The sequence below is a fragment of the Acidovorax sp. GW460-11-11-14-LB4 genome (assembly GCF_059423685.1).
Genome location: NZ_JBWKYJ010000027.1, coordinates 40313 through 54310, shown reverse-complemented (window position 1 = coordinate 54310; position 13998 = coordinate 40313). Strand labels below are relative to the sequence as shown.

The following is a 13998-nucleotide window of genomic DNA, read 5'->3' as shown; positions in this document are numbered from 1 at the left end:
GCCCTCAGCCCGATCGAATACCGGGTGAGTCTTGGACTTGCGGCATAAAACCAGTCCAAGTTTTTATCCGCACCCCCGGTGGCTCAATTTTGAATCGGCGCCAACACTCAGCCGCGATAGTTGCAGCAGCACGCGCGGTGCTCGCACGTCCAAAATACCCCCCACACTCTTGCACCCCAGCCGAAGACCAAGGCAGTTTTCATATGTCCGCCCAAAGCAAGCGAGCAATTCGCTGAATCGCCCACTGCAGTTCATCGCCTCCATGTTCGTCATGCAGGCGGTGGTAGGGCGGGGAACTCCCTTCAATTCAAGATACCTTGCCCGGACGTGTGCATTGCATTCATCTGGCGTGCAGATCAGAATGGGCCATGGCCCTCGAAGACGATATCGCTACCCTCTCCGCACTTGTTCAGCGTATGGTTGATGAATCAGGAACACCAGTAGGTTTTGACGCGCGGGCTTGGCTTGACCAATGGCTGTTGGAATTGGCACCGACATTTGGTCATCGTCGTCCACTGGATGTTCTCAGCGGACCCGGCGGGCTGGATTTGGTGCGTAGCCACCTCCTGCGCGCGCAATCCGGGGCCTATTCCTGAGCGCAATTGTGGTGCTCTCCATTCATTGAATGCGTCACTGCCCACTAATTCATTGGGCCATCGCACACGCCTTGAAAGCCGCCTTGGATTCCCGTGTGGGCCGACCAGCTTCTCAGCATCCCATCGTCGAAGCAGAAAGACTCGCATTGGCTGCCTCGAAGAACTCGACCACCTTGCCATCCTGATCAAGCCTGAAGACCTGATTCCAGCACCGGTTTCCGCCATGCACGACGATGTCCGCCAGAATTGCCTCACTGCGAAGAACACAACCGGAAGCCCAAGCCTGTTGCGCCAGATTCACGCTTGACTGGGACGAATACCATGCGCAAGAAAACCGATAAAAATATCGGCCACTTCGTCGCTTCCAAGGCTGCCATCGATATGCATCCATTGGGTAATCGAGCTAACAGCGCCCATGAACCAGAACACCGCCAATTTCACGTTGCACGGGGCAATGGAACCATCCTGAACACCCCCCTCGAGCACTTTGCGCAGCTCTTGATCAAACTTTCGCCGACGCAAAGTGATTTTTTTCTGATCCGCCACAGTCATACCGGAGAAATCCTGGAGGATCGCCGGTGCGCCCATTTCATCCGTTAGCAACGAGATGTAGTTCTTAATGAAGACCGAGATCCGACCGAAACCAGTATTTTCCGAAGCGATCGCGTCTTGCAAGACGCGATCTCCCAAATGCATGGCGAGCTCGTGGCATTCGTAGACAAGTTCCTGCTTGTTCTTGAAGTAGTAGTAGAGGGCAGGCTTGGTGACGTTGAGCGTTTTTGCAATCTCGTCCAAGGACACATTCTTGTACCCATGGCGGCCAAATGCGCGCGAAGCTTCCGCAATGACAGCTTGCTTTTTGAGCTGGTACTGCTCATCCGCGCCGCTGACCGCATTGTTCCATTTTGCGCCCTTGCCCGATCTTTTGGCAGCATTGCGTGTCAGTGACTTGGGCTTTGCCTCAATTGGCGTACTCATTGGTGTTGTTTTCCTTGAGGGCATTCGTATCGCTAACTGAGGCAAAGTGTATCGAACTGCTTTCGCCGATAGGCCTGCGGAGAAAGGCCGTGCTCATCAGCCAGCCAAGATACTGCGCGCAATGATCAACTTTTGAATGTGACTAGTGCCTTCGTAGATCTTTGTAACGCGCACATCGCGATAATAGCGCTCGACCGGGAAGTCGTTGACATACCCGTAGCCACCATGCACTTGCAGCGCCGCAGAGCAAACCTTTTCAGCCATTTCGCTGGCATAGAGTTTAGCAACGGAGGCCTCCTTACTGGTTGGCAGGCCCGCATCCGTAAGACGAGCTGCATACAGCATGTACTGGTGCGCCACCTCAACCTGCATGGCCATTTCCGCCAAATCAAAGCTAATGGCCTGCAGTTCGGTGAGTGGCTTGCCATAGGCCTCGCGCTCTTTGGCGTAGCGGATGGCTGCCTCCAGCGCTGCACGGGCAATGCCGATGGCCAGGGCGGCGATTGCGATGCGCCCATCGGACAACAGCGATAGTGCTTTGCCATACCCGCGCCCTTCCTCACCGATCATGTTCTGAACTGGAACACGCATGTTGTCCAGCTGAATCTGAGCCGTGTGGGCCGTGTGCTGGCCCAGCTTCCTTTCGATACGCAAGCATTGGTAGCCTGGATCTTCGGGGTCCGCGATGAACAGGCTGAAGCGGTGACGGGCACCTGGTTCCGCAGTTGCTGCCACGACGAGCGCAAAGCCCGCTTCACTGCCATTGGAAATCCATTGTTTGCTGCCATTGATCACATAAACGTCGCCGTCCCGCTTAGCCGTGGTCCGGATGGCTGCGGTATCCGAGCCTGCATGGGGCTCTGACAATAAAAAGGCACCAATGCGCTTGCCACTGGCCAGATCCGGCAGATGGCGGGCCATCTGTTGTTCGGTTCCAAAACTACGTAACACGTGCGCAGCTGAGTTGTGGACGTGCATCATGGTGGCGAAGCCACCATCGGCCGCTGCGAATTCTTCAATAGCCAGGCAATACTCCACGAATGAAAGCCCGGAACCGCCGTATGCTGGCGGGGCGAGCATGCCCATGAAGCCTACGTCGGCAACTGCCTTGATTTCGTCGTGTGGCCAAGCCCCCGTGCGATCACGTTCGGCGGCCGTGCTACCCACCACTTCAGTCGCGACACGCCGGGCAGACTCCCGAATAATGACTTCTTGTTCGCTCAGCAATGCATTGGAAACGATGCTCATAAACCCATCCTTGAAAACTTGGAAAACGACTGACCCAATGCGGTCAACCCAGCCAGCGCTTGCGGCGGCGGTAATGTTTCATGTCGCGGAAACTCTTGCGCTCCCCATCGACCGTCAGGCCGAGGTAGAACTCTCGAACGTCCTCGTTGGTCTTTAAGCTGTTGGAGGGGCCCTCTAACACGATCCGTCCGCTCTCCATCACATAGCCGTAGTCGGCTAAATCCAGAGCGACGCGGGTGTTTTGCTCCACGATCAGCAGAGTCAGACCGCTGGTCTTGAGGTCACTCAGCAAACCATAGACCTCATCGACCATCAGCGGAGCCAAGCCGAGCGAAGGCTCGTCGATCATCACCAACTTAGGCTTGGCCATCAGGGCCCGTCCAATTACCAGCAATTGCTGCTCGCCGCCCGACAGGTAACCTGCTGTGCGAGTACGCAAGGCTTTCAGACGCTTGATGCGGCTATACACCTCATCAAGCATTTCCTTGGCATCGCCAGCGCTGCCCATATGACCGCCCACCACCAGGTTCTGCTCCACTGTCATGTGGCGGAGAACCTTGCGCCCTTCCATGACATGTACCAACCCCTTGCGAACGACATCGACGGGGTTGGCACCGGTGATGTCCGCACCATCAAATTGAATACTCCCCGCCGTCACACGACCATCCTCTGTCCTGACCAGGTTGGAGATGGCCTTGAGCGTGGTGCTCTTGCCAGCGCCATTGGCGCCCAGCAAGGTCACGCACTGTCCAGCGGGGACTTTGGCGGTAATGCCTTTGACAGCAAGAATGACGTCGCTGTAGAGGACTTCAACGTTGTTCAGTTCAAGCACGGGTAGCTCCAGATGATGTGGCCTGGGTCTCGGTGGCCCGAGACCCAGGCCGATTTGCAATTACCACTTGTTCAACACAGGAACCGGAACGTTCTGCTCGAGAAGTTTGTACTTTCCCTTTTCGACGGTGCCGATGTTGACGGCTGTGCCCGAGGTCGGGAACGGCGCATCATTGTTGAACTTGATATTGGGCAACAAGCCAAAACTGCGCTCGGTAGGCATGGGGGTGGACAGCAGTGCAGCGCGAACCTCTTCGCCCGTCACACCGCCAGCACCTTTGACCTTGACAACATTTTCAACGGCACGAACCGTCAACATCGCTTGGCTCATGCCCATAATGCAGGCAGAGTTATAGGCGGCTTGCAACTTGTATTGGCTGCGCAGTTTCTCGAAGAAGTCCCGTGCCGGTGTTGCGCCTTCGGCGGCCATGGCCATGCCATAGACCTCATAGTTTCCATCCATTTGGCTCAGGTCACCCAGCGCTTTCCCCGACGAAAGCAACCCGTTATGAGCGCTAACCACTATCGGAATATTGGTTTTTCCAAGGCTTTGCAGGGCGCGCCGTGTCGCCACTACCGATGCTGTATTGTTGAACACCTGCAGTACCGTGGCCCCCTTGCGGACCAGGCGGCTGACCTGCTGGGTAAGGTCGGTCGGCTGTGCTTCGGTATAAATCGTTTCAACGACTTCAATGATCTTCGGATTGTCCTTAGCGAACTTCTCGACACCTTTGTGGATGTCCACGTAGGCCGGCGATACTTCCGATGAAATCACCCCCACCTTGAGAGGAGCAGACGAACCCGACTTCTTCTGCATCCACACATAAAACGCAGCCGCTTCGTGCGGGTAAGTGGCACGGGCATTGAACACCCAGTTATCACCCTTCCAAGCAAATCCATATCCTGCTGTCGACTGGACAAGAGGCACCTTGTCACTAGGCAAGCGCTGCTGCAGCGCATTGGTATCTGCACCGCCCACACCCAGAACAGCCACCGGGTTGAGCTCGGACTTGATGCCTGGCCAGAGGCTGGCCACTTGGGCGACGTCATAGCGGGTGTCGAAATCCTTGATTCGCAATGCGACGCCCTGCGCTTTACCGACCTCTTCGCTCCACCAGTCGAGCACCGCACGGCGGCATCCCGTCATATCTTTCATGATGTCTGCGAAAGGTCCGGTGAAGTCAGCCAGGCCAGCCACGTTGTAAGTAGTCTGAGCTTGTGCCATGCCGCCAAGGCACAAGGCTGACGCCAGTAAAGCGCCGCGTTGCCCCAGTTTGACCATTGCCGACAACTTTGCTCGATTCGTTTTCATAAAAAAAGTCTCCTTTTGTAGTAGCGCTTTGCATTGGAGCAGCCCTTCCCAGCGCCTAAGGTGGCTGCAGAAAACAGGATTGCGGTCAATATGGGTAAGGCCACATGCGATAAGACCGCTTGACGATGTTCCACCGGTGCATCAGACCGCGTGGCTCAAAGATCAGAAAGGCCGCGATGACTCCACCCAGGAAAATATTCATCACTGCGAAAACAACATCTCCGCTCAGGAAGGAAAAGTTCTCGACCAGTGAAGGGCCCACGATGGTGATCGTCTCCTGGGCAGTACGGATAACAAACACGCCGATCAGCGCGCCCGTCACCGACCCCATGCCACCCACAATGATCATCGCGATGAACCATATCGAGTGGATCAGGGTGAACTGGTCAATCGCCACGAACCTGACGTAGTAAGCCCAGAGCCCTCCACCGATGCCCGCGTAAAACGCACCCAGCAAGAAGGCAAGTACCTTGGTGCGCACGACATTGATGCCCATCATTCCTGAGGCCACGTCGTCATCGCGCACTGCCGCAAAAATTCGACCATGGCGGCTGCGTGCGACGCCGTAGGCGCCCGCAATCATGATGAAGGCCACTACCAGACACAGGTAGTAAATGCGGGTATCGGTGTTGAAAACGAAACCAAGGAGCTGTGCTGGTTCCAGAGTGATGCCGTTAGATCCCCCCAGCCACTTGGCAGGCAGGTTGAGCACAAAGAAGTGGAACAAAATCTGCGCAGCAATCGTGGTCAAGGCAAGGTAAAAACCCTTTATGCGCATTGCGGTTAATCCAAACACCAGCCCAAAAAGCGCCGCGCACAGCCCGCCGATGGGCAAAGCCAGCCAGAAAGGCAGGTGGCCTTTCGTCGCTAGGAGCGCTGTTGCATACGCACCAACCCCCATGAACGCAGCTTGACCCAAATTGATCTGACCCGCTAGACCAGTATTGATCTGCAGCCCCATGACCACCACTGCAGTAATCAGCATAGAGGTCATGATCGCCACCCAGCGGACCTCGCTGATCAGGGGCAGCGCAAACAACGCTATAACAAACAGGCCCAATGCCACCGCCTGGCTGCGCGTGCGAATTAGTGCTTGGTCTTTGGCGAAAGAAGTCGCGAATACACCTGCGGGATCCATGCTCATACCCTCTCAATGGTTTTCCACCCGAACATGCCGGTGGGACGAATTAACAACACCACCAGCATGATGATGAAAGGAAAGACGGAGCCCAGCGCTCCCCCCACCAGGGGATCGAGATAGGCCGAAGCCAAACCCTGAATCACACCCACCAAAACACCGGCGATCAGCAAACCTGCGAGGGACTCCAACCCAGCCAGCAAGGCCACCGGCAAGGCAGCCAGGCCGATGTCGGAGCTCATCATGTTGATGGAGCGGCCACTCAAATGCACTATCGCCCCCAGTGTGGAAAGCACGGATCCCAGCACCCACGCAAAGGCAATGGAACGCTGCACCGAGATGCCCATGGACATGGCCACCTGGTGGTCTTCCGCCACGGCCGTCATGGTCAAGCCAGCCCTTGTCCGGTTGAAAAACCAGGAGAGGCCAACGCCGATGAAGATGGTCATAATTCCACCGTAGAGCATCGAACGGGAGACGATGAGATCGCCAACGATGATCGGATCCAGAGGAAAGATGATCGGAAAAGCACGCACCTGTGGACCAAAAAGCACCAACACAACGCCTCGGATCAGAATCAAGAGACCGATCGTCACCATGACCATCGAGAAGACGGATTCCCCAACCAGACGGGCAAAAAATATCCGCTCAATCATGAAACCAAAAATTGCAGCACTAACGAATGCCACGGGCAATCCGACCCACAGCGGTAGACCCATCTGAATAATCGTCCACCACACCATGTAGCCGCCAAAGACCACCAACTCACCTTGTGCAAAGTTGAACACCTTTGACGCGCGATAGATCACGACGAAACCCATGGCGATCAACGCATACAGAAGCCCTGACAGCGCACCGTTTATCAGGTAGTTAATAAAATCGATCATTTCCGTCCTCTGCTTCGGGCTGCGCCCAGGTGGTCTGACCCTGCGGCGTCCGTGTCATGGATGGACACCAGAGCCTCGAAATTGCCGCGCCGACCGTCCTGGTAGGTCACAGGAATATCGATACGCACGGCGTGCAAGCCGTCATATAAACCGTTGATCAGCGTGGCGTATCGCACCTCCAGGAATTCGCGCCGCAGCTTTCTCGAACGTGTTAGTTCGCCCTCGTCCGGATCAAGCTCTTTTGGAAAATTGGCGAATCGCTTGACCCGCGCATGCGCCGGCAAAAACTGATTCACACGGGTAATTTCCTGACTGATCAACTCTGCGACCTCTGGCCGCTGTGACAAATCGGTAAAGGTTGAAAATCCGATCCGCTTGTCTTCTGCCCACCGCGACAGAACAGCCATGTCGATATTGATGAGAGCGGCCACGAAGTCCCTCGTCTCGTCTCCCACCGTCATGATGTCCTTGATGAAGGGACTGAACCGAAGGCGGGTCTCGACGAACTGCGGCGGGAAGGTTTCTCCGCTGCGCAAACGCTTGAGGTCCGACAACCGCTCCAGGAACACGAGCTCGCCTAGCTCAGTTTTCGTTACGGCATCGCCCGTGTAGAACCAGCCATCTTTCACCTTCGACTCTACGGAACCCTCTCTGCGGTAGTAGCCCAGAAACGGGCTTCCGCCACGAATCTGCAGCTCTCCGTCCGCACTCAAGCGCCATTCCAATGGTGGGCCCGCCTCTGGATGCGCCTTCATCCAGTGCCCTACGGTCTCCAGATCAAATCGGTCACCCTGGTGGCATGTCAGCAACCCGGTTTCGGTGGAGCCATAGATGTTGCGCAGAGGTATACCCATGGCATGGAACATGCGAAACACATCCGGTGCCATGGTGGCACCACCGCAGCTGGCACAGCGCAGCCGGGTCAGGCCGAGCAGATCTCGCAACGGGCGCAGAACCAGTGCATTGGCGATAGGAAACAGCAACCGGTCCAGCAGGCCAACGGGTTTTCCATCCAAGCGCCCCACATTAACGGTGTGACCGATCTTCATGCCCCACTCGTAGACACCTCGTCGAATGGGTCCTGCGTCGAGCATGTGCGCCTGCACAGAGGACGCCATGCTTTCCCACTGGCGCGGAGCAAATGTCATACCTTCCACCGCCAATTCCCGAATGTTGGACAACACCTGCTCCGGGCCCTCGGGGAAGTTCACTACCATGGGCAATCCCAATCCCATGGTGATGCCATATATTTGTTCAGTGGCCCAGGATGGCGCGATGTAACTCAGGTATTCCATACCCGGCTTCACATCCATGGAATCGATCAAGCGCTGGGCGTTGTCGATCAAAAAGCGATGCGTGAGGATCACGCCCTTGGGCTGCCCCGTCGTGCCGGAAGTGTAAGAAAGAACCGCTATGTCATCGGGGGCTCCCGCATCCACTAGCGCGTCGTACATCTTTCCGTTACGTTGATGGATTTCACGCCCTTGCCGCTGCATGCCATCGAAGGTTTGCAGGATGGGGTCGTTATACGACCACATACCCGTTTCATCCCAATACACAATGTGGCGCATCTTCAACGTCTTGTTCCGGACATCCAGGCCCTTGTCAACCTGCTCTTGGTCCTGCGCGAACAAGATGACTGCTTCGCTGTCGTCCAAAAGATAGGCCACCTCCTCCGAAGTGAGGTCCGGGTACATGGATACAACTTTGCATCCCAGTGCATGCGCGGCATACTCGGCCCAGTAATGCTGCGGCTCATTCTCACCAATGATGGCAATGGTCTCACCCGCTTTGACGCCTGCTTGGTGCATGCCCAGCGCAATCTCTCGAACGTTGCGCTGCACATCCGCAAAGCTGTACTCCCGCCAAATGCCGCGCTGCTTATGGCGCTGGGAAAGACGGTTGGGGTTAGCATGCGCATGCTTGCGCAGCAACTGGGGAAGGGTCGCGATTTCGAGTTTCATTGGACGCCCTCCCCAAGATAGGCTTTAAGCACTGCGGGATTAGCCTGGATCTCCTTGGGCGTTCCATCGGCGATCTTGCGTCCAAAGTCCAGCACAGCGATGCGGTCAGCCAGGTCCATCACCACACCCATGTCGTGCTCCACCAAAACAATAGGAATGCGCTTTGCCTCGCGCACATCCAGAATGAAACGTGCCAAGTCTTCTTTCTCTTCAGTATTCATACCGGCCATAGGCTCATCCATCAACAGAATCTTCGGGTCTTGGGCCAGTGCGCGCCCCAAGTCCACGCGCTTGCGAAGCCCATAACCGAGGCTGCCCACCGGCGCATGCCGGATGGATTCAATTTCAAGAAATTCAATGATTTCTTCCACCACCTCCCGATGCAAAACTTCTTCCCGTTTTGCCGGGCCGAAATGGAAAAATGACTGCACGAGATTGGCCCGCATGTGCATGTGGCGCCCCACCATCAGGTTCTCGATAACGGTCATGCCCGAAAAAATGTGCGTACCTTGAAAGGTGCGCGCTAGGCCCTGTGCCGCCACGTCGTGAACCGCCATGTCGCGCACGTTGTGCCCGGCCAGGGATATCTCGCCTTTCTTGGGGCGGTAGAACCCGCTCAGGCAGTTCATCAGAGAAGACTTTCCCGCTCCGTTCGGCCCGATGATTGCCAGCAGCTCGTCCTTGCGCACATCAATCGAAACATCATTCAGCGCCACAACTCCACCGAACTGCAGCAGCAGATTCTGGGCTGTCAGCACCACGCCTTCCCGCTGGCTTTGAATGGCTGCATTCATTGGTACCTCCACTCTGAATTCTTGGCTTTGTCCATCGAATTTCCTTCATAAGACCTTTGCAGGGTCTACGCATCCATTTGCGGGAATGCTCGCAGCGATCAATGGACCACGACTAACAACGGACACCCGCATCCAGGCTGATCGTGGTGGCATTCAAATAGGCGTTTTCCACAACGTGCCGAACCAGTCCACCGAACTCTTGTGCCTGCCCCATGCGATGAGGAAAGAGGATGACGTTGTCAATAATGTTTTGCGACACCTTCGTTGGCATGCCTGCAGACATGGCGGTCTCAAACAGACCAGGCGCCACGGCCACCACTCGGATTCCGTGTTGCGCAAGATCCCGCGCCACCGGAAGCGTCATTCCAATGACCGCCGCTTTGCTGGCGCTATATGCGGCCTGGCCCACTTGACCCTGCCACGCAGCACCAGATGACGTGTTCACGATGACCCCCCGTTCACCGTCGACATTGGGCTCGTTCTGCGACATGGCCAACGACGCATAGCGCACCACGTTGAATGTCCCGGTCAGGTTGATGGCGATCACCCGGTTCCAAAGATCCATCGGGAATAACTCGCCCTTTGAAAGCGTCTTGCAGGGACCCAGAATTCCCGCGCAATTTACCGCCACATGCAGCGCACCAAATTCCGCCACTGCCGCGTCTACGCCAGCCTTCACACTGGCCTCGTCCGAAACATCAACCTTCTGGATTCGCACGCGCTCGCCCATCGGCAGCACCTCGCTCGCAAGGCGCTCTTCGTCCAGATCAACCGCCATGACGCTCGCTCCGGCCGCAAGCAATGCCTTGCAAGTGGCGAGCCCCAGGCCTGAAGCAGCTCCTGTGACGAAGGCAATGGTATTTTTGACATCCATACTGTTTCTCTTGTCTCTTATTGAGTGCAGCGCTCAGCGCGCCAAGATGGTGATACAGGCAACAGCTTCTTCAATGCCCTCAAGACCGCCACCGTTTTCTGCCAGCGCAATCCTTGCGTCAGTCACCTGCCGCAGTCCGGCTTCCCCGCGAAGCTGAGTTACCAACTCATGGACTTGGGCAATACCGGTGGCCCCAACAGGGTGCCCCTTAGACTCCAGGCCGCCGGACGGATTAACGGGAATGCGGCCACCAATCCGGGTATCACCCCGCTCGGCAATCACACCGCCCATGCCGAACTCACAGAAACCGAGGTTTTCTGTCTGAATGATTTCACCCATGGCCGTGGCATCGTGCACCTCGGCCACCGAGATATCTGCTGGGCCAACACCTGCCAGTTCATATGCCCTGCGCGAAGCCAGTGCTGTGCAGTGGTTGGTGTAGTCGTCTTCGCTCCGGTCGGAACCGCTTTGCACTACTGCCGCCAACACCTTGATGGCACGCTTTTCATCGATGTTCAAGCGCATAAGCGCCGAGCGTGTGCAAATGATGGCTGCTGCTGCGCCATCAGACACCGGGGAGCACATGGGCAGAGTCAATGGGTAGGTGATCGGCGGCGCGGCGAGCACCTCTTCGATGCTGTAAGCCATCCGGTACTGCGACAGCGGGTTGTGCATGGAGTGCGCGTGGTTCTTGGATGAAACGGCGGCTAACTGGCGCTGCGTCGTCCCGAAAGTGCGCATGTGCGATCGTGCAAACGCCGCATACACGTCCATGAAAACGCTGTACGGCCTGGGTGAGGTACTCCCCTCGGGCACCGCCACGTCGCGCCCCATCTTCATCAACTCCCCACGAATCTCTTCTGCACGCGAGAGATCCCAGGCACTGTCAAACACCGAGAACATCTTGAGCTTGTCGGATGAGAACATCTTCTCTGCACCAACAGCCAAAGCGACATCGCCAGCACCCGACTTGAGGTGATTGCAGGCTAGAACGAACGCCGACGAGCCGCTTGCACAAGCGTTTTCGACGTTCACCACCGGAATGCGCCCAATCCCCATGGCCCGCAGCGCAATTTGCCCACGAATCATGTGCTGGCCATCCATATGCCCCTGGGAAGTGTTCCCAAAAAAGGCCGCTTCCAAGTCTTCTTTTTCCAATCCCGCGTCCGCCAAAGCAGCCGCCGTGGCCTCGCGTGTGAGCGCCTTGATGTCTTTGTCCAGATGCCGTCCGAATGGCGTCATCCCCACACCAACCACATAGATATCTTCCATCGCATTTCTCCGTGGCGGATCTTCTTGATCCATGAAAGTCAAATAAATTACTTTGCGTAAGATGTTTTTACTGTACAGTAAAATTCTCAACTGCTTGCCAGGGATTACCCTTGGTATCACATTCGCGGCTCAGCAAAGCGGCAGGAATCGCATGCCCCGCGCAGTCTCAATATCGCCCTGCTCAGTCACGCTGTACAAACCACGAGCCACGTTGTGGGGATGAGCGGCGGCTTCGGCCATGGTGAGCACCGGCGCAAAGCAACTGTCAGTGCCTTCCATCAGTGCATTCCAGTACGTACTAGGTTGGGAAGCAAAGCGCTGCGCAATCCGCGCCTTGAGAGACGGCCACAAAGTCTTGTCCATTTGCCGTGCGGGGTCGACATCCGTCAGCTGCAATTGCGTCAACAGCAATGCATAGAACTGTGGCTCGATTGCACCGACCGTGATGTATCGCCCATCGCTGCACAGATAGCGGTCGTAGAAGGGTGAGTCATGGAAGACACTGGGTTCGCTGCCTTCCAATCCGCCACCTTGACGAATCAGTTGCACGAGCGGCGACAGCATTGCCAACACATCAATGATGGCGCCGTCAACCACGCAGCCCTGGCCCTTATCCCGCGCGCCTAGCAACGCCGACACCATGCCAAATGCAAACCCGAGGGCGCCGGCAGCATCCCCAACCACTGTGGGTGGAAGCATGGGAGGGTGTCCCGGTTGCTCGGTGATCGACATGAGCCCAGTGAGAGCGACATAGTTCATGTCGTGCCCGGCGGCCTGAGCCAGCGGCCCATCCTGCCCCCAGCCCGTCATGCGCCCATACACAAGCCGCGGGTTGTATTCACCACATACATCGGGACCCAAACCCAGGCGCTCCATCACACCCGGGCGGTTGCCCTCAATCAACCCGTCGCTTTGCGCGACCATGTCCAGCGCCCGCGCCTTGTCCTCGTCGTTCTTGAGATTCAATGTGACGCGTCGTTTGCCGCGCGACAAGAGCGCCCCGTCCTTCGGAGTGAGCTCATCAGGCAATGCGCTCGCACCTGGCCGCCCGACCACAGTAACGTCAGCGCCCATCTGCATCAACATGAACCCAGCTAAGGGCCCTGGGCCGATCCCCTCGAACTCGACGATCTTGATACCCGATAGCGGGAACATGAGCGGGCTGCTCTTACTTCGCATGAAGAACTCCATTTGTTTAATTGTTTTACTTTAGGGTAGAATTTTTAACCTATGGGTAATGGAAAACCCCATGTCCCTCAAAACAGAGGCAAAAGCAGAATCGATCCATGAACACGCAAGCCAGCAAGGAACCCCTGATGTCGACACCGGTTGTGATTACAGACGTACGAAAAGGCACCATGTGGATTCGCCTGAACCGACCTGATGCAATGAACTCGCTGACCCCGGCGGTGCTTCGGGGAATAGACCACGCACTCAACGAAGCACAGAGCCGCGGAGACGTGATATCCGTCGTATTGACGGGCACTGGACGGGCCTTCTGCGCGGGCGCCGACCTCAAGTACGTCAAGACGCAAGCGGGCGAAAGTGGCACCAGTGGCTTTCTGGACAGCGTACTGTCCACCATGAACCGGATTGACCGCTTTCCAAAACCCGTGATCGCCGCCCTGAACGGCATAACTCTGGCGGGCGGGCTCGAACTGGTGCTGTGCTGTGATCTAGTGCTGGCGGCAAGGAGCGCCAAAATTGGCGACGCACATGCCAACTACGGCCTGATCCCCGGAGGGGGGGGGTCGGTGCGCCTGCCGCGGGTCATTGGCCCCACACGCGCCAAGTACCTTCTCTTCACGGGTGACTTCGTGGACGCGGCAGATCTTGTGGAAGCGGGCCTCGTCAACCAAGTGGTGGACGACGACCAGCTCGAAAGCGTTGCACAAGCCGTGGCCGACAAAATTGCCACGAAGAGCCCCCTTGGCCTGCGCCGCATGAAAACGCTGGTCGACGATGGTTTGCAACAGCCTCTAGACACCGCCCTGCGATTGGAGCTTCTGGCCTCTGAAGTGCATTCCCACAGCGCCGATCTCCACGAAGGCCTGGCCGCATTCAACGAAAAACGCACCCCGCGCTTCACGGGCCACTAGGACGG

At 56.8% G+C, this 13998-nt stretch carries 14 protein-coding genes; 2 read left to right on the top strand and 12 right to left on the bottom strand.

Features of this window, described 5'->3' with window-relative positions; all coding sequences use genetic code 11:
• Nucleotides 1-368: 368 nt before the first annotated feature.
• Entirely contained in the window at nt 369-596 is a 228-nt protein-coding gene (locus AC07X4_RS12110; RefSeq protein ID WP_082564895.1) for an antitoxin Xre/MbcA/ParS toxin-binding domain-containing protein, read from the top strand.
• 112 nt (nt 597-708) lie between these two features.
• Here the strand turns inward: AC07X4_RS12110 and AC07X4_RS12105 are convergent, their stop codons facing one another.
• From AC07X4_RS12105 to AC07X4_RS12050, 12 genes are all read right to left on the bottom strand, one after another.
• The gene (locus AC07X4_RS12105) at nt 709-897 is read right to left on the bottom strand and encodes a hypothetical protein (RefSeq protein WP_146191287.1); all 189 of its coding nucleotides are present in this window, start codon (nt 895-897) and stop codon (nt 709-711) included.
• Nucleotides 894-1574, bottom strand: a complete 681-nt coding sequence (locus AC07X4_RS12100) for a TetR/AcrR family transcriptional regulator (RefSeq protein ID WP_056743877.1) — start codon at nt 1572-1574, stop codon at nt 894-896. The genes AC07X4_RS12105 and AC07X4_RS12100 overlap by 4 nt, the downstream gene beginning before the upstream one ends.
• Nucleotides 1575-1670: 96 nt before the next feature.
• A complete protein-coding gene (locus tag AC07X4_RS12095; RefSeq protein ID WP_056743879.1) occupies nt 1671-2822 on the bottom strand; it encodes an acyl-CoA dehydrogenase family protein in 1152 nt (383 codons plus the stop codon).
• A gap of 43 nt (nt 2823-2865) precedes the next feature.
• Entirely contained in the window at nt 2866-3654 is a 789-nt protein-coding gene (locus tag AC07X4_RS12090; RefSeq protein ID WP_056743881.1) for an ABC transporter ATP-binding protein, read from the bottom strand.
• A gap of 60 nt (nt 3655-3714) precedes the next feature.
• Nucleotides 3715-4965 carry an ABC transporter substrate-binding protein gene (locus tag AC07X4_RS12085; protein ID WP_083235468.1) on the bottom strand — a complete coding sequence of 417 codons (1251 nt, stop codon included), beginning with the start codon at nt 4963-4965 and terminating at the stop codon, nt 3715-3717.
• An 85-nt stretch (nt 4966-5050) separates the two neighbouring features.
• Entirely contained in the window at nt 5051-6109 is a 1059-nt protein-coding gene (locus tag AC07X4_RS12080) for a branched-chain amino acid ABC transporter permease (RefSeq protein WP_231940635.1), read from the bottom strand.
• Nucleotides 6106-6990, bottom strand: coding sequence for a branched-chain amino acid ABC transporter permease (locus tag AC07X4_RS12075; protein ID WP_056743883.1), 885 nt, complete (start codon nt 6988-6990; stop codon nt 6106-6108). The genes AC07X4_RS12080 and AC07X4_RS12075 overlap by 4 nt, the downstream gene beginning before the upstream one ends.
• The gene (locus AC07X4_RS12070; RefSeq protein ID WP_056743885.1) at nt 6987-8954 is read right to left on the bottom strand and encodes an AMP-dependent synthetase/ligase; all 1968 of its coding nucleotides are present in this window, start codon (nt 8952-8954) and stop codon (nt 6987-6989) included. Before AC07X4_RS12070 ends, AC07X4_RS12075 begins: the two co-directional genes overlap by 4 nt.
• A complete protein-coding gene (locus AC07X4_RS12065; RefSeq protein ID WP_056642819.1) occupies nt 8951-9748 on the bottom strand; it encodes an ABC transporter ATP-binding protein in 798 nt (265 codons plus the stop codon). Before AC07X4_RS12065 ends, AC07X4_RS12070 begins: the two co-directional genes overlap by 4 nt.
• A gap of 112 nt (nt 9749-9860) precedes the next feature.
• Complete coding sequence (locus AC07X4_RS12060; RefSeq protein WP_056642823.1) at nt 9861-10622, bottom strand: SDR family NAD(P)-dependent oxidoreductase; 762 nt, start codon at nt 10620-10622, stop codon at nt 9861-9863.
• A gap of 33 nt (nt 10623-10655) precedes the next feature.
• Complete coding sequence (locus AC07X4_RS12055; protein WP_056642825.1) at nt 10656-11894, bottom strand: thiolase family protein; 1239 nt, start codon at nt 11892-11894, stop codon at nt 10656-10658.
• A gap of 129 nt (nt 11895-12023) precedes the next feature.
• A complete protein-coding gene (locus AC07X4_RS12050) occupies nt 12024-13085 on the bottom strand; it encodes a CaiB/BaiF CoA transferase family protein (RefSeq protein ID WP_231940634.1) in 1062 nt (353 codons plus the stop codon).
• A gap of 95 nt (nt 13086-13180) precedes the next feature.
• On the opposite strand from AC07X4_RS12050, the gene AC07X4_RS12045 reads away from it, so the two are divergent.
• Nucleotides 13181-13993 carry an enoyl-CoA hydratase/isomerase family protein gene (locus tag AC07X4_RS12045; RefSeq protein ID WP_231940633.1) on the top strand — a complete coding sequence of 271 codons (813 nt, stop codon included), beginning with the start codon at nt 13181-13183 and terminating at the stop codon, nt 13991-13993.
• Nucleotides 13994-13998 lie beyond the last annotated feature (5 nt).

Excerpts from the sequence above, each read along its gene's own strand:
- AC07X4_RS12110 (WP_082564895.1), top strand. The coding sequence starts at position 369 with ATGGCCCTCGAAGACGATATCGCTACCCTCTCCGCACTTGTTCAGCGT.
- AC07X4_RS12065 (WP_056642819.1), bottom strand. The coding sequence starts at position 9,748 with ATGAATGCAGCCATTCAAAGCCAGCGGGAAGGCGTGGTGCTGACAGCC.
- AC07X4_RS12095 (WP_056743879.1), bottom strand. The coding sequence starts at position 2,822 with ATGAGCATCGTTTCCAATGCATTGCTGAGCGAACAAGAAGTCATTATT.
- AC07X4_RS12100 (WP_056743877.1), bottom strand. The coding sequence starts at position 1,574 with ATGAGTACGCCAATTGAGGCAAAGCCCAAGTCACTGACACGCAATGCT.
- AC07X4_RS12075 (WP_056743883.1), bottom strand. The coding sequence starts at position 6,990 with ATGATCGATTTTATTAACTACCTGATAAACGGTGCGCTGTCAGGGCTT.
- AC07X4_RS12055 (WP_056642825.1), bottom strand. The coding sequence starts at position 11,894 with ATGGAAGATATCTATGTGGTTGGTGTGGGGATGACGCCATTCGGACGG.
- AC07X4_RS12045 (WP_231940633.1), top strand. The coding sequence starts at position 13,181 with ATGAACACGCAAGCCAGCAAGGAACCCCTGATGTCGACACCGGTTGTG.
- AC07X4_RS12060 (WP_056642823.1), bottom strand. The coding sequence starts at position 10,622 with ATGGATGTCAAAAATACCATTGCCTTCGTCACAGGAGCTGCTTCAGGC.
- AC07X4_RS12085 (WP_083235468.1), bottom strand. The coding sequence starts at position 4,965 with ATGAAAACGAATCGAGCAAAGTTGTCGGCAATGGTCAAACTGGGGCAA.
- AC07X4_RS12050 (WP_231940634.1), bottom strand. The coding sequence starts at position 13,085 with ATGGAGTTCTTCATGCGAAGTAAGAGCAGCCCGCTCATGTTCCCGCTA.
- AC07X4_RS12070 (WP_056743885.1), bottom strand. The coding sequence starts at position 8,954 with ATGAAACTCGAAATCGCGACCCTTCCCCAGTTGCTGCGCAAGCATGCG.
- AC07X4_RS12080 (WP_231940635.1), bottom strand. The coding sequence starts at position 6,109 with ATGAGCATGGATCCCGCAGGTGTATTCGCGACTTCTTTCGCCAAAGAC.